General features: G+C 49.9%; 26 protein-coding genes and 1 riboswitch. Of the genes, 11 read left to right on the top strand and 15 right to left on the bottom strand.

Annotation, left to right across the window (positions count from 1 at the left end):
• Positions 1-172 precede the first annotated feature (172 nt).
• Entirely contained in the window at positions 173-1078 is a 906-nt protein-coding gene (gene hemF / locus BM331_RS01085) for an oxygen-dependent coproporphyrinogen oxidase (RefSeq protein WP_074926787.1), read from the top strand.
• A gap of 37 nt (positions 1079-1115) precedes the next feature.
• Entirely contained in the window at positions 1116-1676 is a 561-nt protein-coding gene (locus tag BM331_RS11760; protein WP_074926169.1) for a hypothetical protein, read from the top strand.
• Positions 1677-1879: 203 nt separating this feature from the next.
• Here BM331_RS11760 and BM331_RS01075 read toward each other — a convergent pair whose 3' ends face one another.
• The 4 genes from BM331_RS01075 to BM331_RS11940 form a co-directional block, all read right to left on the bottom strand.
• Positions 1880-2191: a MafI2 family immunity protein gene (locus tag BM331_RS01075; RefSeq protein ID WP_083414642.1), complete on the bottom strand. Its 312-nt coding sequence runs from the start codon at positions 2189-2191 to the stop codon at positions 1880-1882.
• 2 nt (positions 2192-2193) lie between these two features.
• On the bottom strand, positions 2194-2787 hold the full coding sequence (locus tag BM331_RS11950; RefSeq protein ID WP_371265324.1) for a polymorphic toxin type 50 domain-containing protein: 594 nt from the start codon (positions 2785-2787) through the stop codon (positions 2194-2196).
• Positions 2784-3140 carry an RHS repeat-associated core domain-containing protein gene (locus BM331_RS11945; RefSeq protein WP_074926164.1) on the bottom strand — a complete coding sequence of 119 codons (357 nt, stop codon included), beginning with the start codon at positions 3138-3140 and terminating at the stop codon, positions 2784-2786. The genes BM331_RS11950 and BM331_RS11945 overlap by 4 nt, the downstream gene beginning before the upstream one ends.
• A gap of 138 nt (positions 3141-3278) precedes the next feature.
• Positions 3279-3893 carry a hypothetical protein gene (locus BM331_RS11940; protein WP_074926161.1) on the bottom strand — a complete coding sequence of 205 codons (615 nt, stop codon included), beginning with the start codon at positions 3891-3893 and terminating at the stop codon, positions 3279-3281.
• Positions 3894-4087: 194 nt separating this feature from the next.
• Positions 4088-4186: riboswitch (glycine riboswitch) on the top strand.
• A gap of 94 nt (positions 4187-4280) precedes the next feature.
• Here BM331_RS11940 and gcvT point away from each other — a divergent pair.
• From gcvT to BM331_RS01030, 6 genes are all read left to right on the top strand, one after another.
• Positions 4281-5372 carry a glycine cleavage system aminomethyltransferase GcvT gene (gcvT, locus tag BM331_RS01055; protein WP_074926158.1) on the top strand — a complete coding sequence of 364 codons (1092 nt, stop codon included), beginning with the start codon at positions 4281-4283 and terminating at the stop codon, positions 5370-5372.
• Between the two features lie 72 nt (positions 5373-5444).
• Positions 5445-5834, top strand: coding sequence for a glycine cleavage system protein GcvH (gene gcvH, locus BM331_RS01050; RefSeq protein WP_074926156.1), 390 nt, complete (start codon positions 5445-5447; stop codon positions 5832-5834).
• A gap of 209 nt (positions 5835-6043) precedes the next feature.
• Positions 6044-7399, top strand: coding sequence for an aminomethyl-transferring glycine dehydrogenase subunit GcvPA (gene gcvPA, locus BM331_RS01045; RefSeq protein ID WP_074926155.1), 1356 nt, complete (start codon positions 6044-6046; stop codon positions 7397-7399).
• 74 nt (positions 7400-7473) lie between these two features.
• Positions 7474-8925 carry an aminomethyl-transferring glycine dehydrogenase subunit GcvPB gene (gcvPB, locus tag BM331_RS01040; protein WP_074926153.1) on the top strand — a complete coding sequence of 484 codons (1452 nt, stop codon included), beginning with the start codon at positions 7474-7476 and terminating at the stop codon, positions 8923-8925.
• A gap of 33 nt (positions 8926-8958) precedes the next feature.
• A complete protein-coding gene (locus BM331_RS01035) occupies positions 8959-9894 on the top strand; it encodes a carbohydrate kinase family protein (RefSeq protein WP_074926152.1) in 936 nt (311 codons plus the stop codon).
• A gap of 72 nt (positions 9895-9966) precedes the next feature.
• On the top strand, positions 9967-10764 hold the full coding sequence (locus tag BM331_RS01030) for a lysophospholipid acyltransferase family protein (RefSeq protein WP_074926150.1): 798 nt from the start codon (positions 9967-9969) through the stop codon (positions 10762-10764).
• On the opposite strand, the gene BM331_RS01025 is transcribed toward BM331_RS01030, so the two are convergent.
• From BM331_RS01025 to BM331_RS12325, 5 genes are read right to left on the bottom strand one after another with little or no spacing between them, the layout of a single operon-like run.
• Positions 10718-11518: a symmetrical bis(5'-nucleosyl)-tetraphosphatase gene (locus BM331_RS01025; protein ID WP_074926149.1), complete on the bottom strand. Its 801-nt coding sequence runs from the start codon at positions 11516-11518 to the stop codon at positions 10718-10720. The two genes, BM331_RS01030 and BM331_RS01025, sit on opposite strands and share 47 nt — an antisense overlap.
• A 59-nt stretch (positions 11519-11577) precedes the next feature.
• Positions 11578-11748 carry a hypothetical protein gene (locus BM331_RS11935; RefSeq protein WP_256214788.1) on the bottom strand — a complete coding sequence of 57 codons (171 nt, stop codon included), beginning with the start codon at positions 11746-11748 and terminating at the stop codon, positions 11578-11580.
• Positions 11749-11796: 48 nt separating this feature from the next.
• Positions 11797-11931: a hypothetical protein gene (locus tag BM331_RS12090; RefSeq protein WP_256214758.1), complete on the bottom strand. Its 135-nt coding sequence runs from the start codon at positions 11929-11931 to the stop codon at positions 11797-11799.
• Positions 11924-12058, bottom strand: a complete 135-nt coding sequence (locus BM331_RS11930) for a type I restriction endonuclease subunit R, EcoR124 family (RefSeq protein ID WP_083414641.1) — start codon at positions 12056-12058, stop codon at positions 11924-11926. The genes BM331_RS12090 and BM331_RS11930 overlap by 8 nt, the downstream gene beginning before the upstream one ends.
• Positions 12059-12096: 38 nt before the next feature.
• The gene (locus tag BM331_RS12325; protein ID WP_218154522.1) at positions 12097-12201 is read right to left on the bottom strand and encodes a helix-turn-helix domain-containing protein; all 105 of its coding nucleotides are present in this window, start codon (positions 12199-12201) and stop codon (positions 12097-12099) included.
• A gap of 21 nt (positions 12202-12222) precedes the next feature.
• Between BM331_RS12325 and BM331_RS01005 the strand changes: the two genes are divergently transcribed.
• Positions 12223-12564, top strand: a complete 342-nt coding sequence (locus tag BM331_RS01005) for an IS200/IS605 family transposase (protein ID WP_074926143.1) — start codon at positions 12223-12225, stop codon at positions 12562-12564.
• Positions 12565-12657: 93 nt separating this feature from the next.
• On the opposite strand, the gene dapB is transcribed toward BM331_RS01005, so the two are convergent.
• Entirely contained in the window at positions 12658-13464 is an 807-nt protein-coding gene (gene dapB / locus BM331_RS01000; protein ID WP_074926141.1) for a 4-hydroxy-tetrahydrodipicolinate reductase, read from the bottom strand.
• On the bottom strand, positions 13461-13949 hold the full coding sequence (locus tag BM331_RS00995) for an outer membrane protein assembly factor BamE (protein ID WP_074926138.1): 489 nt from the start codon (positions 13947-13949) through the stop codon (positions 13461-13463). Before BM331_RS00995 ends, dapB begins: the two co-directional genes overlap by 4 nt.
• A gap of 209 nt (positions 13950-14158) precedes the next feature.
• Between BM331_RS00995 and fur the strand changes: the two genes are divergently transcribed.
• The gene (fur, locus tag BM331_RS00990; protein WP_074926135.1) at positions 14159-14599 is read left to right on the top strand and encodes a ferric iron uptake transcriptional regulator; all 441 of its coding nucleotides are present in this window, start codon (positions 14159-14161) and stop codon (positions 14597-14599) included.
• A 216-nt stretch (positions 14600-14815) separates the two neighbouring features.
• Here fur and BM331_RS00980 read toward each other — a convergent pair whose 3' ends face one another.
• The 4 genes from BM331_RS00980 to BM331_RS00965 are packed head-to-tail and all read right to left on the bottom strand — an operon-like array spanning position 14816 to position 18498.
• Positions 14816-15538, bottom strand: a complete 723-nt coding sequence (locus BM331_RS00980) for an ABC transporter ATP-binding protein (protein ID WP_074926130.1) — start codon at positions 15536-15538, stop codon at positions 14816-14818.
• 7 nt (positions 15539-15545) lie between these two features.
• Complete coding sequence (locus BM331_RS00975) at positions 15546-16745, bottom strand: ABC transporter permease (RefSeq protein ID WP_074926127.1); 1200 nt, start codon at positions 16743-16745, stop codon at positions 15546-15548.
• Positions 16742-17893 (bottom strand): efflux RND transporter periplasmic adaptor subunit, encoded by a 1152-nt coding sequence (locus tag BM331_RS00970; RefSeq protein ID WP_074455806.1) that lies wholly within the window; start codon positions 17891-17893, stop codon positions 16742-16744. Before BM331_RS00970 ends, BM331_RS00975 begins: the two co-directional genes overlap by 4 nt.
• A complete protein-coding gene (locus BM331_RS00965; protein WP_011634965.1) occupies positions 17890-18498 on the bottom strand; it encodes a TetR/AcrR family transcriptional regulator in 609 nt (202 codons plus the stop codon). Before BM331_RS00965 ends, BM331_RS00970 begins: the two co-directional genes overlap by 4 nt.
• 192 nt (positions 18499-18690) lie before the next feature.
• Between BM331_RS00965 and BM331_RS00960 the strand changes: the two genes are divergently transcribed.
• The gene (locus tag BM331_RS00960; RefSeq protein WP_011634964.1) at positions 18691-20877 is read left to right on the top strand and encodes a TonB-dependent receptor; all 2187 of its coding nucleotides are present in this window, start codon (positions 18691-18693) and stop codon (positions 20875-20877) included.
• Positions 20878-20923: the final 46 nt, after the last annotated feature.

Raw genomic sequence — 20923 nt, 5'->3', positions numbered from 1 at the left:
GACAGATCCTTGGTTAAACAGGAAAATCATGAAGTCTAACACAAGCTAAAACGGAAAGATGAGATGACAATTGAGTGGTGGCGCGGTATCAGCGTGCCAATTCAGGGATGTGCAGGTAGAATTGCCCGAAAAGCCGATTGACAAATATCAGCATCACATATTGGGAGAGGGTATGGACTTTGCACAAGTCAAGGATTATCTGGTTAATTTACAGAACAGCATTGTGGCCGGATTGGAACAGGCTGATGGTGGCTCATTTCGTCGCGATTCATGGGATCGTCCGGAAGGTGGGGGGGGAACCAGTTGTGTGATTGAAGAAGGCAATGTGCTGGAGCGTGGTGGTGTCAATTTTTCACATGTGTATGGGAAAGGTTTGCCTGCCTCGGCCACGGCAGCCCGGCCAGAACTTGCGGGCAGGGCGTTTGAGGCAGCGGGGGTTTCACTAGTGCTGCATCCGCGCAATCCTTATGCGCCGACTGTCCACATGAATGTCCGTTTTTTTGCCGCCATCAAAGAAGGGGTTGAACCGGTCTGGTGGTTTGGTGGGGGTATGGATCTTACGCCGTACTATGGTTTTGAAGAGGATGCTATTCATTTCCACCAGATCTGCAAGCATGCACTTCAGCCTTCGGGTAGCGAGTATTACCCGCGTTTCAAGAAATGGTGTGATGAATACTTTTACCTGAAACATCGCAAAGAGCCGCGTGGAATAGGCGGTATATTTTTTGACGATCTCAACCAGCCGGATTTTGCTACCTGCTTCAACCTGACCAAAAGTGTGGGGGATCAGTTTCTGGCAGCGTATGTCCCAATCCTGCAAAAACGCTGCAATCTTCCTTATGGCGAACGCGAACGGGATTTTCAAGCCTATCGCCGTGGTCGTTATGTGGAATTTAATCTGGTATGGGATCGTGGAACGCTGTTTGGTCTGCAGTCAGGAGGGCGCACCGAATCTATCCTGATGTCACTGCCACCTGTTGTCAAATGGCGCTATGACTGGTCACCCAAAGCGGGCAGTCCGGAAGCAAAACTCTATACTGATTTTCTGATTGGCAAGGACTGGCTACCGCTTGACTGATGGGCAACTTCAAAAAAACAATATAATCTGACGGGATGTGACAATTGGCGCTGACCAGTTGATTGTCAAGATCGTAGCTATACGTCCATACGCCGTCTCCGGTCAGATTGCCCTTGGTGTCATGCGTGAGGGTGGCCCCTGCTGCTGTGGTGTACTGGTTGAGGCCGTTGGCGGTGTAGCTCTTGGTGCCGTTGGCATAACCCGTCCACTGGTACAGATCATTGGTCCAGCTTTGGCTTGCGATTTCCTGCGCCTGGTTACGGGTGTAGCTGTAGGTCTGATCCTGCGCGGTCCCTGTCAGGTTGTGAGTGAGGCTGGAAAGTGCACTCTGGGTGCTGTAGGCATAGCTGGTGGTAGTACTGTTACCCAGCGTTACCGTGGTACGACGGCTGAGGTCATCCCAGGCGTAAGTGGCCAGGTTTACGGTGCCGGTTTCCTTGATCGCCGTTGGGCGATTCAATGCATCGAATGTGGTCGTGACGTAGAACGCGGTCTCCGGCCAACTGAGTCAAGAAAAATAGAGGACAAACCACGTTTCTCTAGGGCTTGCCGCTACAGCCGTGGGAACCCAAAATCGTGGTCTATCCCCTTTTTATGAATAGTTCAGCCCCTTTTGCCCTGGAGGTGTCAGCGGGTCGATACACGGTCGTTCCTTGAAATTTCCATCGACTACCTCGCCACAGCTGCCGAAGCAATGCGGATTTCGAACAAAACCCTCGGGAATCTGGTGCTTAGCCCCAGGAAGAAGAGCACCACCGCTCTTCGTAACCTGGATCGCCTCGCCTGCTCCCTTTGCAGCATCTATTCACCAGAAGCCTCTTGTCGATGGTAGACCCAAACTCCAGCATCACTAATGACGCCAGGAGAATCCAGCCTTATACACTCAACAGTAACCGTATCCTCTGCTTGGTAATCAGCAAGAATCTCCGTTTCGACACAAGAAGCAGACTCAAAATCAGATTCCTCAATCAAGCCATCAAAATAAAAACGCACATTTATCTGCCGATCCTCGATAGAGAAGACCACAGCACGGAGATTCGCTGAAACCGCTCCTAACAAAGCTCTCTGTATGGATAAGCGCGCGTCAATTATCGCTTCTTGCATTGACGTCATGACTATGGCCTTGCTGGAACGATGTGAATTCCATCTTTAGAGTAATGAATCATTCCATTAGTTGTTGGAGAAGCATTACCAGCCTTGTCTATGTAGGTTCCGATGTTTTCACCAAAATTAACTCTTTCTTTTGAGCCGGGAGTACCCACAGGAATTTTCCCAACTTGTTGACCTGTTCCTGCCTGCTTCGCAAGTTTCGTAGGGTCACTCGTTAAGATATTTTTTCCTGGCTCGTAAGAGTTATGTCCAGGAAAATGCTTCTCTTGTGCGCTCCACTTAACCAGCGGTGCCGCACTTACCGCACTTACCGCCCTTCCTGCATTTCTGATTTCAGAGACGCCTGAGATCAGTATCGCAACCCGTTCCCAACCGGAGAGAGAATCACCGGTTATCGGTGATCTGCCTGTTGTTGCAGTGTAGATGTCAGCATAGACGCCTGCAGGTGTCAATCCTATCCCTATTTCTGCGAGTGTACCGGCATTCTCCCTTCCCCAGGAACCCAGTTTACCCATCAGCATACTGGCTTCGGCAGCAATTAATCCGCTTGGATCACTGAAGTTGATCGGATTATTCCCCACATAGGCGTAGAGGTTCAGATCATCCGCGGTGCCGATCGGATCGGTCTGCAGGAATCTGCCCAGTGCGGGGAGTAGAAGCGTGCCTTGTAGTAGTACAGGTTGAGTGAACCGAGGAACTGCTGGCCGGTGTAGCGGAAGCGGATACCGGTAGTGGTATTGGGTTCACCAAATGGGCCATAGCTGTGGATAGCGGTACTGGTGCCGGCACTGTTGGCAGTACCGATAACACTGCCCAGCTGATCCTGGTACAGCCAGGTCTTGGCAGTGGTAGTCGTTCCTTCATACCACACCAGCGGTTCATCAATGCCGGGGCCATGCACATAGCGGCGCAGGAGTGTACCGCCGCTGTTGTATTCAGCTACCAGCTCCACCCCATCGTAAGTGAGATCAGTAACGGTGCCCGCCAGGGTGGTTTGCCGCAGCCGGCCGGCACCATCATACGCCAGGCTGTTGCTTGAGCCGGTTTTATTGGCACTGATCAGCTGGTTGTCAAGATCGTAGGTATAGGTCTATACCCCATCCCCGGTCAGGTTGCCCTTGGTGTCATGCGTGAGCGTAGCGCCGGCAGCGATGGTGTACTGGTTGAGGCCGTTGGCGGTGTAGCTCTTGGTGCCGTTGGCATAACCCGTCCACTGGTACAGATCATTGGCCCAGCTTTGGCTTGCGATTTCCTGCGCCTGGTTACGGGTGTAGCTGTAGGTCTGATCCTGCGCGGTCCCTGTCAGGTTGTGAGTGAGGCTGGAAAGTGCACTCTGGGTGCTGTAGGCATAGCTGGTGGTAGTACTGTTACCCAGCGTTACTGTGGTACGACGGCTGAGGTCATCCCAGGCGTAGGTGGCCAGGTTGACCGTGCCGGTTTCCTTGATCGCGGTCGGACGGTTGAGCGCGTCATAGGTGCTGGTGACGTAGAACGCAGTCTCCGGCCAGGTGAGCCGGGTGCGGTTGCCTGCCGGATTATACTGGTAGGCGAGCGTCTTGCCGCCGGCAGTGGTGCTGGTCAGCCGTCCAGCATTGTCATAGACATAGCCGATGGTATAGCCGGTTTTGTTGGCAGCCGTCGTGCGGCCGAGCAAGTCGTAGGCGTAGGTGATATTGTCCGCAGTGGTCGGATCATGTTGGATCACTACACCGCTTCTATCCCAATTTTCTCCGAGTTGGCCCCACCTTGTCTTAATATCCCAAGCTAGAGTATAGTTCGACCTGCTAATATTTCATCCAGGCAGGAGAGTGCGCTGTGTCTGCACAAAACACGGCGTCACCGAAGGCGAACCCCCCGGAATCGCTCAGGTGTGGCTGTAAGGCTTGAGTAACTGCTTGTGATCGGCAATCTGGAGAGCGCTGAAACAGTTTCAGCCACCGAAGGGGCATGCGGAGGATTATCCGTAAAACTCTCAGGTAAAAGGACAGAGGGGGTAGTTGATATCTGTTGGCCGCTGCGATCATGAGTAGTATTGCGTGGATGCGGAAATAGTACAGGTAAAAACTTTCCTTTTACTTTTGAGAGAGAATAAATGCTGAAGACAACCCCTCTGAATGCGGCACACCGTGCCATGCACGCAAAAATGGTGGATTTTGGTGGCTGGGATATGCCCTTGCATTATGGTTCCCAGCTGGATGAGCACCATTTTGTCAGGCGTGATGCTGGCATGTTTGATGTCTCCCATATGCTAACAGTCGATCTTCGCGGCGAAAATGTTCGTCAGTTTCTGCGAGGATTGGTAGCAAACAATATCGATAAGCTTACTGTCCCTGGTAAGGCGCTCTATACCTGTATGTTGAATCCTGCTGGCGGGATTATCGATGATTTGATCATTTATTTCCTATCCGAATCCTGGTTCCGTCTGGTGGTTAATGCTGGTACGGCGGATAAGGATATTGACTGGATTACCTTACAGTCCAGTCAGCATGCCCCTGATTTAACCATTACTCCACGTCGCGACCTTGCCATGATCGCTGTGCAGGGGCCGAATGCTCGTGCGAAAGTATGGGCTGTTATCCCAGATTCCAAAGCAGCTTCAGAAGACCTGAAGCCATTCCAGTCAATAACGTTTGGCAGCTATTTCATCGCACGTACCGGCTATACCGGTGAGGATGGCTTTGAAATTACATTACCAGCTGATGAAGCTGCAGCTTTCTGGCAAGGGCTGCACGCGGCGGGTGTGGCCCCGGCCGGTTTGGGTGCGCGCGACACTTTGCGTCTGGAAGCAGGTATGAATCTTTACGGCCAGGATATGGACGAAACAGCCAATCCGCTCGAATCCGGGCTGGCTTGGACTGTAGACTTGAAAAGTGAGCGTAATTTTATCGGTAGACAGGCCCTGCTTGAAAGACCGGTTAATCAACAATTGGTAGGGCTGGTTCTGCTGGATAAAGGAGTGCTACGTAATCATCAGAAAATCATTACTCAGCATGAGGGAGCTGTTGGCGAAGGGGAAATTACCAGTGGTGGATTTTCGCCCACCTTAAATCAGTCGATTGCACTGGCGCGTATTCCGGTGGGAATTACTACAGGAGAGCAGGTACATGTTGTCGTACGGGATAAGCAGCTTGCGGCAAAGGTCGTTAAATACCCGTTTGTACGCAATGGCCAGGCACTGATCTGATTTTTTTGTAAAAGTATCAGCAGATAAAGCATCTTGAATTTTTAAACCTAAATTTTGGGGAGTGACGGATAAATGAGCGTTCCAGCAGAGCTGAAATATGCAAAATCACATGAATGGATCAAGTTGGAGGCGGATGGTACGGTAATAGTAGGTATCACTCAACATGCCCAGGAATTACTGGGGGATATGGTATTCGTTGAATTACCCAAAGTAGGGCGTACCTTGGCACAAAATGAAGATTGTGCGGTGGTGGAATCTGTTAAGGCGGCTTCAGATATTTATGCTCCACTCAGCGGAGAAGTTATTGCTGCCAATGCCGAGGTGGAATCATCCCCGGAAAAAATAAATGAAGACAGTTATTCAGCCTGGCTGTTTAAACTTAAGCCGGCCAATACTGCTGAAATTGATGAATTACTTGATGCCAGCGGATATGAAAAACTGCTGGAAAGTGATGCACATTAACAGGATGGTGAGAAACGTTGACGACGATGCGGTCAGGACAAGGTAAAAACAGGCAGAAAAGCGCAATTTATGTACGATAAATGGGCTTTGAGCTTGTTTCAACACGACCATGGCGATACAGATAGTTTTTCACTGCTCTGTTAAAGCTGTTTGCAGTAAATAGACAAGCAGACATAATCATTTAAGTTTTTTGGATAATACAGTTAATCATGCCATTTATTCCCCATACAGAAGAAGATGTAACAGAAATGCTTGCCAGCATTGGCGCTGCATCTATCGATGAATTATTCGATGAAATCCCCGCCGAGCTGAAAAACGGAAAATTAACCCGGGTACCGACCGGCATGAGCGAAATGGAGATTTCGCGCCTCATGTACGAACGTGCGCAGAAAGACGGGTTCTATCTCAGCTTTATCGGTGCAGGTGCTTATGAACACCATATTCCAGCAGCAGTTTGGCAGATAACAACCCGGGGAGAATTTTATTCTTCCTACACTCCTTATCAGGCAGAGGCCAGCCAAGGTACATTGCAGTTGTTGTATGAATACCAGACCATGATGGCATCATTGGTCGGAATGGATGTGTCCAATGCCAGTTTGTATGACGGGGCATCTGCTCTGGCCGAGGCTGCTCTGATGGCTGTGCGCCAGCACAAATCATCCAGACGTATTCTGATTCCTCAGACTGTGCACCCGATTTATCGCAGTGTGGTTCGTACTATTGTCAGAAATCAGGCGATCGAAGTAGTTGAGGTTCCATACGATCCTGCCACCGGACAGGTAGCTATTGATCAGCTTGACCAGTTTGCACAGGAAGAATTTGCTGCACTGATTATTCCTCAGCCCAATTTTTTTGGTGTGCTCGAACAGGTTGATATGCTGGCAGATTGGGCGCACGACAAGCAATCTCTGGCTATTGCAGTGGTTAATCCGACTGCACTTGCCATGTTGAAACCACCAGGAGAATGGGGGCGTCAGGGAGCGGATATCGCTGTTGGAGAAGGGCAACCTCTGGGAATTCCACTTTCCAGTGGCGGGCCATACTTTGGCTTTATGGCCTGCAAACAGGAATTGGTTCGGCAAATGCCGGGGCGGATCATTGGGCGGACTACCGATCTGGAAGGAAAAGAAGGGTTTGCCTTGACATTGCAGGCAAGGGAGCAGCATATCCGTCGTTCGAAAGCAACTTCCAATATTTGTACCAATCAGGGATTGATGGTAACAGCAGCGACAATTTACATGTCGTTACTGGGGCCTGAAGGATTGTATCGGGTTGCCGCCCAATCTCATGCAAATACTTTAGCGCTGGTAGAACAACTGGAAACACTTCCCGGTGTGAAGAAGGCATTCCACAGCCCGTTCTTCCACGAAGCAGTGCTTCAGTTATCTGTTCCGGCTGATAAGGTCTTGAGCAAGCTCAAGGCGCAAGGTGTACTGGGAGGTGTACTTCTTGAGAATCACTATCCGGATCTGAAGAACACGCTGCTGGTCTGTGCAACGGAAACCAAAATAGCGGAAGATTTGGATAAGTATACTGAAATGTTGCGACAGGTACTGAAGGCCTGAAATTAGAAGAAAACCAGAAGAGAGCAGCGTTGCTTGTTCTGTATTGAATCAATCTCACCCACATAAGATAAAACATGCTGATATTTGAACATTCCCGCAAAAATCGCCGGAATTATTCCCAGGCTCCGGCAACTCGGCCAATCAAGAACAATATTCCAGATAATCTGAAGCGCAAATCCGCTCCCTTGTTGCCTGAAGTTTCCGAGATGGACACGGTGCGCCACTATACTCGTCTATCCCAGAAAAATTTTTCGATAGATACGGAGTTTTATCCACTTGGTTCCTGCACCATGAAGTACAACCCGCGTGCCTGTAATGCACTGGCCATGCTGCCACAATTTTTGTCACGCCACCCGCTGGCACCTGAAGATACCGGTCAGGGATTCCTGGCTTGTATGTATGAGCTGCAGGAAATCCTAAAAGACGTTACGGGCATGTCTGCAGTCAGCCTGACTTCCATGGCGGGTGCACAGGGCGAACTGATCGGTATTACGATGATTCGTGCTTATCATGAAGCACGTGGGGATACCGAGCGCACCGAGATCATCATCCCGGATGCTGCGCATGGCACCAATCCGGCTACTGCTGTCATGTGCGGTTATAAAGTGATCGAGATTCCTACGGATCGCGATGGTGACGTGGATATGGAAGCCTTGAAAGCGGCAGTGGGCCCCAGAACGGCTGGTTTAATGCTGACAAACCCTTCCACCCTGGGCGTATTTGAGAAAAAAGTGGCAGAAATGAGCCGGGTTGTGCATGAGGCCGGTGGTTTGCTGTACTACGATGGGGCCAATCTTAATGCAGTACTGGGTAAAGTCAAACCGGGTGACATGGGATTTGATGTGATCCATATGAATCTGCATAAAACTTTCTCGACCCCGCATGGCGGTGGAGGGCCGGGTGCGGCTCCGGTAGGCGTGGCAGACTGTTTGTTGCCTTATTTACCGATCCCCATCGTGGCGCATGAGCAGGGCGTTTATCGCTGGTTGACGGAGAAAGATCGTCCTCAATCCATCGGACGCTTATCCGCACACATGGGTAATGCCGGAGTGTTGTTGCGTGCTTACATCTATGTCAGGTTACTGGGTGCAGAAGGAATGTTTCGGATTGCAGAATATGCAACACTTAATGCTAATTATCTGCTGGCTGAGTTACGTAAGCTGGGCTTTGAGATTGCTTATCCCAGCCGGCGTGCCAGTCACGAATTCATTGTCACTATGAAGGAAATCAAAGATAAAACCGGAGTGACCGCAATGCACCTGGCCAAGCGCCTGCTGGACAAGGGTTTTCACGCGCCAACCGTCTATTTTCCGCTGCTGGTGCCGGAATGTTTGCTGATTGAGCCGGCCGAAACTGAATCCAAAGAAACACTGGATCGCTTTGTTGTTGCGATGAAGGAGATTCTGGATGAGATAGACACGCAACCGGAAATGGTCAAGGCGGCACCTCATAACATGCCGTTGCGGAAAATAGATGATGTCAAGGCTGCTCGTGAACTTGATCTGGTATGGAATCCAGCGGGCTGATTGACCTCTTGCGCGTGATAACTTTGAATTGATATGCATACACTGATTTGTGGCTCTATCGCCTATGACACAATCATGGTGTTTGAAGACCGTTTCAAACGCCATATTCTTCCGGACAAAATCCATGTTTTGAATGTGGCGTTTCTGGTGCCTGAGATGCGCCGGGAATTTGGAGGATGTGCGGCAAATATTGCTTACAATCTGCAGATGCTGGATGGCAAGGCTTTGATTATGGCGACGGTTGGAGATGATTTTCAGCCCTATGCCTACAGGCTGGGAAAGCTCGGGCTGGCGCAGACTCATATCCGTCAGGTACAGGATACTTTTACAGCGCAGGCGTTCATCACTACTGACCTGGATGATAACCAGATCACCGCCTTTCATCCGGGAGCAATGAATTTTTCGCACCAGAATAGTGTGAAAGACGCTGCAGATATAATTCTTGGTATTGTCGCTCCGGATGGCCGGGAGGGAATGTTGGCTCATGCCCGGGAGTTTCATGAGGCGGGTATTCCATTCATGTTTGATCCTGGCCAGGGAATGCCGATGTTCAACGGGGACGAGCTGCTCGATTTTGTTGAAAAAGCAGATTATATTGCGGTTAATGATTATGAAGCTCAGTTGTTGCAGTCACTTACTGGCTATACATTGAACAAGCTGGCTACCCGGGTCAATGCACTCATCGAGACAAAAGGAGCAGAAGGCTCGGTGATTTATGCGCAAGGTAAGCAATTCCGGATACCGGCTGTTCGTCCGAAGAAAGTAGTTGATCCAACGGGCTGCGGAGATGCCTATCGCGCCGGGCTACTCTACGGCATTGCTCAGGGTATGGATTGGCAGGAAACCGGGCAACTTGCCTCACTCATGGGCACGCTGAAGATCGCTTATCGTGGCGGCCAGAATCATCGCTATGAGCGTGATGAAATCGGCCAGCACTATTTTGAATCTTTTGGCAGTCGCATATTTTAGCGGCTTGCCCAAGGCTGAAAAATACATTTATCAACCTGGTTCTTCCCGGATCAATTTGACTTATTATTTGCCATGGCCGTAACCAGGGTAAATAAGCTGGTCAAAAGTATCCGGTTTATCAGGTTGATGTTGCATATTGCTTCCGGGTTGCTGCAATCGCTATTTCTTCCGTATACCAGTACGGCCCGGCAGAATCATATGATCTGTAAATGGGCACAGAAATTTCTTCATATCCTTAATGTGAAGTTGTCTTCCGGTGGCTCTCTGCCTGCCTGTAATCAGCAAGGGGTGCTCTTTGTAGCGAATCATACCTCGTGGCTGGATATCATCGTTATTCTGGCTTTGTATCCCGTGCGCTTCGTTGCAAAGGCAGAAATCAGCACCTGGCCAGTGCTGGGCTGGTTATGCCGGAGTGTCGGGACACTGTTTATTGAACGTAAAAAACGTGGAGATACGTTACGAATCAATCAGCAAATAGATAGCATTCTGAAAGCTGGATACTCTGTGGCTATATTTCCCGAAGGTGCGACCTGTAACGGCGATGTGCTTCTGCATTTTCACGCCTCCTTGTTGCAACCAGCTGTAACAGCAGAAGCATTGCTTTGTCCGGTTGCGATTCGTTACAGGAACCGCGATGGTTCACGGAATACAAGCGTGGTCTATGTTACCGTAACGATATTGCAATCCCTGATGTTGGTATTGAATGAACCAGAAATTCTGGCCGAATTAAATTTCATGAACCCCATTTCCGGAGTTGATAAAAACCGCCGCGAACTTGCGCGTCTGGCGGAAAAGGCCATTGCTCAAGCGTTATCACTCAAGGTTATGCACACGGTACCTGAAATACCTTCCTGTCTTCCAACCGAATAGCTGTCAGGCAGCCTTGCCAGACGCATCCCGTATCCAGAGCAATCAGATTAGGCATTAGATGTAATCCTAGTGCAGACCAGTGCCCAAATACAATCGTTGTATCTTTGCTGGCGCGCCAGGGAATGTCAAACCAGGGCAACAGGCCTTTCGGAATAGCTGAAAGACTACCTTTGTAGGAAAAGTTCATGTTTCCTTCCGGTGAGCAGACGCGCATACGAGTCATGGCATTAATGATGACTCGCCAGCGATTCTCTCCCCGTAGCGTATCCTGCCAGCAATCAGGCGCATTACCATACATCGATCGGGAAAACTCCTGAAATTGATCGCTGTGGATGATTGCTTCAACCTCCTGTGCCAGTATTGCCGCTTGCTCAGTATGCCAGGCAGGTAACAGCCCGGCATGAACCAGAGCGTATTCATCTTCGTGATAGAACAGTCGCTGGTGCCTTAGCCAGTCAAGCAGTGTTGTTCTGTCCGGAGCATCCAGAACCGGTTGCAGGGTATCCCCGTGTTTCTGTTGGGCAGAACCCGCAGCAATTGCCAAAAGGTGAAGATCATGGTTGCCGAGCACTATCACGACAGCCTCGCCTAACGCTCTTAACATACGCAATAATGAAAGAGAATCCGGCCCACGATTGACGATATCACCCACCAGCCATAGTTTGTCCCGGGTGGAATTGAAGCCAGTCAAGTCGAGTAGTTCGAGGAAATGCTGGTAGCAACCCTGCAGGTCACCAATCGCGTAAGTTGCCATTGAGATCAGGAAAATATAGATTAATTAGCAGTACTTTATTCTACTTGATTGAAATTAAGCTAAATTTTTCCACCAACACCTTTGAATTTTTCAACACAAGTAGCAATTTTCTGGAAAAAACTTTGCTTTTTCGTGAGGTATTGCGGGTTCAGTGGGCTCATCTTGGGTAAGATGGCATTAAGCTCAGTTTCATTATCGCTGGCAAACTCACGCTTTAACGATGTTGCGATATAGCGACGAGCCGCCTCTGCATTCAGCTCCTCATCGCTGATCAGTTCTTACGCCTCACGCTGCTGCTGCGCTTGGGTAAACGTGAAGAAGGCATCAATCACACTGGCCTTGTCGCCAATCTGGTCCAGATCGATCTGATTGATGAAATCCACCAGCAGGCTTTCTTTAGCGCGGTTACCCAAAGCTGGCGCGAATCACCCGGCGCACTTCATCCACCAGGCCAGACTTACTCTTGGTCTTCTTGTTGTGCTCGAAAATCAGCTTCAGGATGTAATCCAGGTTGGTTTCCTGCGATTTGAGCAGGTCCATCTCAGTTGAAAAATGTTGCTTAACTGGGTTGTACGGTTTTACTTGAGCAGGTCAAACTGGCACGAGCCAGCGAAGCGGCGCATTTGCCGCTGCTGCTGGCCGTCTGGCCGAAGTTCGTATTTAAAGGCTTGGAGGCGTTGCATGGAGATAGTATAGTTTGGCCTATGAGCAATAACAATGACATTCGCCACGGAAGGCATTGCGTATTTCTGATGCATGTGCATTTGGTCTTTTTGACCAAATATCGCCGTGAAGTGTTCACTAAACAAATCCTCGACGATCTGCGCGACATCTTTGCCAGCGTTTGCGTAGCCTTTGAGGCTGAATTGGTGGAGTTCATAAAAGGCGTATCCAGCCGGATGATCCGCAAAAAGAACTATCCTGGCGTCCGCAAGAAACTATGGGGCGGAGCGCTGTGGCCGCCGTCCTACTTCGCCGGTAGCTGTGGTGGTACGCCCATCGAGATCGTGCGCCAGTACATCGAGCAGCAGCAAACGCCACATTGAAAAACCAGGGACGGCAACAAAGTCCTCGCTATCCTTTCCACCCTGAAATGGCGAGGTTTGCCGCGCACTTGATCAATACAAGGCTGGTGTAAATCAGCGTAGCCCCAGCACATCCTGCATATCGAACAACCCAAATTTTTGGGTAGCGAGAAAACGGGCTGCGTGCACGGCACCGGCAGCAAATGTTTTACGGCTGCTGGCTTTATGGGTGATTTCTAGGCGTTCGCCGATTCCGGCGAATAGTGCTGTGTGGTCGCCCACAATATCTCCACCGCGTATGGTTGAAAATCCGATGGTACTTGCCGCACGTTCACCAGTATGGCCTTCACGCCCGTAAATTGCTACTTTCTCAAGATCTTTTCCCTGAGTTTGTGCAATCACTTCCCCCATACGCAGGGCAGTTCCGGAAGGTGCATCCACTTTGTGACGGTGATGTGCCTCAATGATTTCCACATCGTAACCAGCAGGTAACGCCTGTGCGGCGACTTCAAGCAACCTGAACAGTATGTTGATACCCACACTCATATTGGGAGCAAATACGATGGCGATGTCTTTTGCTGCATCGCGAATGATTTCTTTTTCTTCTGCTGAAAATCCGGTAGTGCCGATTACCATGTGGATGCCTGATTGACGGCACACGGCAAGATGTGCCAATGTTCCGGCGGGGCGAGTGAAGTCGATCAGCACATCGCTGCCTGTCAGTGTGGAGGCGTAATCACTATTGATGACAACTCCACAGGGTGTTCCGGTTAAACCACCTGCATCTTGCGACAGATATGGACTGTCGGGTTGTTCAAGTGCTGCAGATAACCGCAGATCTTGCGCTTCGGCAATAGTTTCCATGATAGTCCGACCCATGCGGCCGGTACTTCCGGCAACGGCTATGTTTAACAGTGTCATTGATTATCCCTGTAAAAATTTGTCTGATTTTCTTTGAGGAAATCGATTGTTTCTTTTTTGTCAGATCCCTCGTTTTCTATGCCATCAACACCAGGAGGGGATCCAAATGTTTTTTCGGGGATGGAAAAAACCGGAGAAGGCTCGCTGAAGGCAGGGGGTTGCGGAAAATCTCCTTGAATATGGGATAGTCGGTCATTCTTAAAAAAAACAATCAGTTTCCGTTCTTCGGTTATACGGCCACCTGGCGCGAGACGATAGATGTAATCCCAACGGTCACCATGGAATACATCTACCACCAGCGGCGTGCCCAATGTGAATCGGACCTGTGAACGGGTCATTCCTGGTTTTAGCCTGGCTACCATTTCCTCAGTGACAACATTACCCTGCTGGATATCAATTTTGTAAGGGAATGGAGGAAGATAAGTGCAGTGTGGCAGGAAGGGAAGCAATAACAGCAATAACAGTCGTGGGAAGAATGCGTACATACCAGGCCAATATTTTTCAATCCATCCGGGATAGGATATTATGAACGGTTGGCTCCCCCCGGGGCAACGTAAAGTGTAAATAAAAAGTGACTGTAATACGTATTTTTGTAGTGCGTCAGGGAATTTCTCCTGACTAAAAAGAAATTATGATGAAGGTTTACGCTTTTCAATTGTCTCACAAATACAGTAATTTTTTGGGTAAATAACTTATGAGTAAATCAGAAAATTTGAAAGGTATAGATCTTAAGACAATGGGATTGAAGACAACACTCCCGCGTTTGAAGATATTGAATTTGTTTGAGAACAGCCCGATTCGGCATCTCTCGGCAGAAGATGTCTATAAAGAATTGCTGGGTGAAGGAGAAGATATCGGTCTGGCAACGGTTTATCGTGTTCTGACCCAGTTTGAGCAGGCCGGATTGCTTGAGCGTCATCATTTTGAAAGTGGCAAGGCAGTTTTTGAACTGGCCAGTGGCAATCATCATGACCACTTAGTATGCCTGCAATGTGGTCACGTTGAAGAATTCTTTGATCCCGAAATCGAAAAACGCCAGGTGAAAATTGCTAAGGAGCGGGGATTTGTGCTGCAGGATCATTCTTTGTCATTATATGCGGACTGTATCAAGGAAAACTGCCCGCATAACAAATAGACAGTAGCATTGCTTTGTATATTCCTAAATCTGTAAACCAAGGTAACGAGTAATCGCCCGCAGCGCTCAGGAAATTTTCATATCTGGTGCATGCCCGGTTCGTCACCGGCATCGCGATCGGTATTTTTGCCAGGTTTGATCACATGCTGATTGATTCATGGTGTAGAAAATCCATTTGCGCACTTTCTCTTGGCAACACAACCACATATCATATTTTTAATGTGAGGGGCTGTCAGTACTGCGCCCTTCTCCTGCTTCTTCATGGGTCACGCCGTCGCGAATATGGTAGATACGCTTGAAGGTCGGGATAATTTTTTCATCGTGTGTCACAACAATGATGGCAGTTTCAAATTGCCTAGCCATTGTGTTAAGTATACGGATTACTGCTAGTGCACGTTGTGAATCCAGGGGAGCGGTGGGCTCGTCAGCTAGAATGACAGGAGGGCGATTGACCAGCCCTCGTGCAATGGCTACGCGCTGTTGCTCACCACCGGACAGTTGTGCTGGCATGGCACGAGCACGATGCTGCACATCCAGTGCAGCGAGCAGTTCCAGTGCGCGTTTACGTGCCTCGTCATCGCTCACACCAGCTAGCATCGGCAAAAGCGCAACATTGTCAGTCGCATCCAGAAACGGGATCAGATAGGGTGCCTGGAACACGAAGCCAATTTTGTCACGACGCAAAGCGCGCAAATCACGTAGTTTCCAGCCATTATCGAAGATGGTTTCATTATCCAGGGTCGTGCGTCCGGATGTAGGGTCAATCACCGCGCCGAGACATTTAAGCAGCGTACTTTTGCCTGAGCCGGACGGACCAATCAGTCCGACCACTTCGCCAGGGGCGACTTGCATGTTGACGTTCTTGAGTGCGAATACAGCGGCTTCACCTTTACCAAAGCGCTTGCTCAAATTTTCGATGCGGATTCCTCTATTGCTCATGTCAGGTTTACCCGATTGCTTCTGCCGGATCAATCTTAAGTGCCATGCGGATGGCAACGATACTGGAAAGGATACAAATCACCAGTACAGCGAGGAATCCCAGCATGGAGTCAATTGGTATCAGCAGCACATATTTGGGAAATAAGGGGGCGGCGAAGGTGGCTGAAATTTTGCCGACGACAAACCCGATCACACCCAGCATCAGGGATTGTTGCAGAATCATACCGGCGATGGTGCGATTGCGTGTACCGATCAGCTTGAGTACAGCGATTTCGCGGATTTTATCCATGGTCAGGGTATAAATGATGAAGGCTACGATAGCCGCACTGACGATGGCCAGGATGATCAGAAATAAACCGATCTGTTCGGCAGAGGTGGCAATCAGCTTGCCGACCAGAATATCTTCCATTTGTACCCGGTCGTATACCGTCAGCCGTTTCCAGCGTCGGATTGGTTCAGCTACTTCTTCCAGTGTGAACTCCGGTCTAATGCGTATTAGTATTGCATTGACGTAGTTATTGGCAGTTTGCAAGGTAATAATTGCATCCGGCAAATCTGGTTTTCCGGGAAAGGAAAACGTCGGATTGGCTCTGGTACGGCGCCTTTGCATCAGGATGGCATCGTTATCTTTGAGAAATTGTGCTTCCTGTGCGTCCTTGAGCGGAATGAAAACCATCGGATCACCACTGGATGAGACCATTCGGCGTGTCAGGCCAACTACGGTGTAGTGGTTGCGACGGATTTTAAGGCGATCCCCCAGCCTGAAGCCGGTAGCAATATCTGCCACGGCCTCATAATGGCTGCGTGTAATCTGCCTGCCCGCAACAAGATGAGGTGGCCACCCTGGTGTTCCGGGGCCGCCTGCTGCGATGCCTGCAACCATTACTCTGACATCTTCATCCTCTTTTCTGACTTGCATGGTCAGATATGTGACATTGGCTGCCTGTGCCACACCAGGAATGGTACGGACACTGCGCCATAAATCATCGGGGACACTGGAAGGCTCGGCATAGGGGCCAAGGGTATCCTGCTGTACCACCCACAGATCTGCACCACTGGTGTCGATCAAAACTCTGCCATCATCCACCAAGCCACGATATACACCTGCCATGGTCAGTGTTACACCGATGAGGAGGCCGAGGCCAATGCCGGTAAAAATGAACTTGCCCCAATTGTGCAGAATATCGCGTACAGCCAGATTGATCATGGCGATACACCGGGAATCCGTTTTGCTATGCTGACCCGGCTGAAAGCGGTGAGTGTTTTTTCACTGTAGACGATAAATTGATCGCCTGCCGCCAATCCGTGTTTGATCTGGACATGGCCATTGAGATCAGCGCGTCCCAGTTTTATCCGGGTAAACTCAGGTTTACCATCAACCAGCTTCCAGACACCTGGTACGCCATCCTCGTTGCGAATGGCAGCATTGGGGATTGTTGGTGTGATGGGCAGTTTCGACAGGTAGACCGTCACCTCAGCCAATTCGCCCACTGGCGGCAATTGCGAGGGTGGCATGGCGAAGGTGATCTTTGCCAGTGTTTCTTCTGTGACCGTATCAGCCAGCGGTTCAACCCGCAGTACCTGTCCCGTAATGCTTCCAGTTTGCTGCGAACGCAGTATGAATTGAGCGGGCAGTCCCGGGGTTAATCCTTCGGCGTTGATCTGATCGAAGCGGGTATCAATCCACAAGTGTGCAGTATCAATGATTTCAACCGCAGGCTGGCCTGTCACCAGCGTAGTACCGGGATCTACGGCACGTATGGTTACCAGACCTGTCACAGGCGCTATCAGCTTGAGATCGTTGCGTTGTGTGTGCAGTGCCTGCAAATTGGCACGTGTACGACCAAGATTTTCGCGTGCTGCCACGGTTGCTGCTTTGGTGACTGCCAGTTCTTCCCGTTTGATGGCAACACTTTCCTCGCTGGTGCCATGAGCGGGTAACAGTTTTTCATAGCGTTTGAGCTGCGCTTGTGCATGGTGTTGTCTGGCTTGTGCCTGATGCAAATCAGCTTCGGCGCTTTTGATGGCGGCCTCCTGTGCATGGATACGATCATTCAGATCAACCGGATCCATCTCACCCAAAACCTGTCCAGCCTTGACTACATCTCCCACGTCTACATTCAGATGTTTAACACGCCCTGGCAAAATCGGTCCGATCTTGTAAGTGTAGCGTGCCTGCACCGTTCCAATACCGGACAGGGCAGGGACGATACTTCGTGATTCCACCGTGGTTACAGTGACCACAATGGGGGCCAGTGGCCCGGATTGCAGGGCAATATATGTAAACAGCGTCAGGAGTAATGTGATGACTGCGAGCAATGCTAGCGTGCGCCGCTGCAAGTGTGGGAATTTCATAGAGCCTTCCTGATGCCACGGCAATAGATGGCGAAAACACCCGGGGCATCACGGCGGATTCGTGCAACTTCACCCGCCAGCATGGATTGTATGACAAGTCCCTGGATTGTTCCGATGAACAGCATGGTTGCAGCCTCACTCTCCAGGGAGGGTGATAATTCACCGCAGGCCTTACCGTTTTCAATCAGCCGTTGCAAACGTTCTCTGTACCGTTTGATCAGGAGTTGTACAAGCTGTTTGGCTGGAGTCGCTTCTGCACGTTGTAGCTCGCCAAACATCATCCTTGGAACCCCGGGATACTCTGCCACAAACTCAATATGACTCATGAACATGGCTTCCATGGCGGCCAGAGGTGATGTAATGCTCTGAATAGAGTGATCAATCCGTTTTAACAGTCGCTCGACAACCCACTTCATGACTGCTTCCCAGATAGCTTCCTTGTTTGGGAAATGCCGGAACAATGCTCCTTGCGTCAGGTTCATGTGTTTGGCGATTGCTGCAGTAGTGATCTCACTGGGATTTTGCGAGCTTGCAAGCTCAACGACAGCTTCTACAGTAACTTCCCGTCGTTCATCAGCTGAGAGATATTTGGGATGAGGATTCATAAATATATAACCACATAAAAGATAGTAACTAATTACTATCTTAAATTGAGGCGTGAAAAAGTCAACCTGCTTTTGATCTGCATATTTCGATCATCCAGGGCTGCTGCGACAATTTGCCACATTTCCTTCATTTACTGAAACTGGCAGAATCCGCGTTCAATTACACACCAGAACAGGAGATTCGGAAGAGTTATGAACTATCGTGTCACTCCATTCGCATCAGCTATAGCTGTTGCTTTATCTTCCTTTGTTGTACAACAAGCACTGGCACAGACTACCTTGAATGAAGTTGTCGTTAAAACCGGCAAGATTCGTGATGCTGCTGCGTCAGTTGAAATCGGTTCAACCGAAATTGCTGCGCAGCATGCCGTTACCCGTGATACCGCTTCTTTGTTGCGGGATGTACCGGGTGTGCATCTCTATGGAGCGGGGGGTGTTTCCAGCTTGCCGGTGATTCATGGCCTGGCAGATGATCGTCTGCGTATCACAATTGATGGTATGGATTTCATTTCTTCCTGTGCCAATCATATGAATCCGCCACTGTCCTACCTTGATCCGGGTAACGTTGCAAAAATTCGGGTGTATGCCGGCATCTCGCCAGTCAGCGTGGGAGGTGACAGTATTGGCGGAACGATTGTCGCGGAAACAGCCGCGCCGCAATTTGCTGCACCCGGCCAGCGCTCACTCATCAAGGGTGAAGTTGGCTCTTTTTATCGCAGCAACAACAATGCCTTTGGAGGCAATCTGTCCGCAACACTGGCCAATGAATTTTTCAGCATCAATTATTCAGGCGCAATTACCACAGCAGATAACTACAAGGCAGGCGGCAATTTCAAGACAACAACGGCCACAGGGCGGCCAGGGCACACGCTTCCACTGGATGAGGTCGGCTCCACCGCCTACAAAAGCTTGACGCATACTTTGGGACTTGCATTGCGGGCAGATAATCATCTGCTGGAGGCGAAATTCGGTTATCAGAATGTGCCGTACCAGTTCTACCCCAATCAGCGCATGGATATGCTGGACAATGAACAAAAACGGATCAACGCGCGCTACCTGGGCGAGTACAACTGGGGAACGCTCGATGGTCGTGTTTATTACGAAGCAGTTGATCATTACATGAATTTCAGCGATGACAAGCAACTGGTTTACGGTACAGCATTGAACGGTATGCCGATGTCCAGCCGTGGCCGTACCCTTGGCCTCAACCTGAAAGGAGATGTTTACCTCACCGATGACGATTTGCTGCGTGTCGGCGCACTGTATCAGCACTACACTCTGCGTGACTGGTGGCCGCCATCCGGAACCGGTGCCATGTCACCTCTGAATTTTCAGAATATTAATCATGGCAAGCGTGATCGGCTGGGATTCTTTGCTGAATGGGAACGGCATTTCAATCCACAATGGACCACGTTGCTGGGTGCTCGTTACGAGCATCTGGAAACGGATGCGGACAATGTTCATGGCTACGGGAACATGATGGGTAACCAGATTCCCGATTCAGCTGCCTTTAATGCGCGTGGCCATAAACGTAATGACAACAACGTTGATTTGACAGCGCTGGCGCGTTACACACCGGGCAATATGGTTGATCTTGAGTTGGGCCTGGCGCGCAAGGTGCGCACACCGAATCTGTATGAGCGCTACACCTGGTCTACCTGGAGCATGGCCGCTATCATGAATAATTTTGTCGGCGATGGTAACGGTTACGTTGGCAACATGGACCTCAAGCCGGAGAAAGCCTATACCGCCTCCCTTACCATAGATCTGCACGCGGCTGATCGAGAATGGGAAATCAAGGCCACACCTTACTTCACTTATGTAAATAATTACGTTGATGCAATCCGGATTCCGGCAGTCACCACGAATAATCAATTCGTCGTCCTGCAATATGCCAATCACTCCGCCCATCTTTATGGAGTGGATCTTTCCGGCCGCACGGTATTGGTAAAAACCAGTCTCGGCGAGTTTGGTCTGCGCGGCCTGATGAACTACACGCGGGGAGAAAACAAGAAAACGGGTGACGATCTCTACAATATCATGCCGCTCAACGGCAAGCTGACGCTTACCCATCAGTACAGTAACTGGAGCAACGCCATCGAACTGGTTGGCGCCACTCGCAAAAATGATGTTTCCTCGGTACGCAACGAAATTCATACCAAAGGCTATTTTCTGACAAATCTGCGTACCAGTTACACATGGAAAAACGTCCGTGTTGATTTGGGCGTGGAAAATCTGTTTGACCGCCTCTACTATCTGCCGCTGGGCGGAGCGTATACCGGGCAGGGAATGACCATGGGAATTAATGGTATCCCTTACGGTATTGCTGTTCCCGGCATGGGGCGCTCAGTTTATGCAGGGCTTAACATCAAGTTCTGATTATATTTTCAGAGGTTCCAGGAAATATACATAATAAGCTGATTGC

It is taken from the genome of Nitrosomonas eutropha, assembly GCF_900116685.1.
GTDB classification, from domain to species: domain Bacteria; phylum Pseudomonadota; class Gammaproteobacteria; order Burkholderiales; family Nitrosomonadaceae; genus Nitrosomonas; species Nitrosomonas eutropha_A.
The sequence above is the reverse complement of the archived record's forward strand: the minus strand, read 5'-3'. Positions and strand labels throughout refer to the sequence as shown.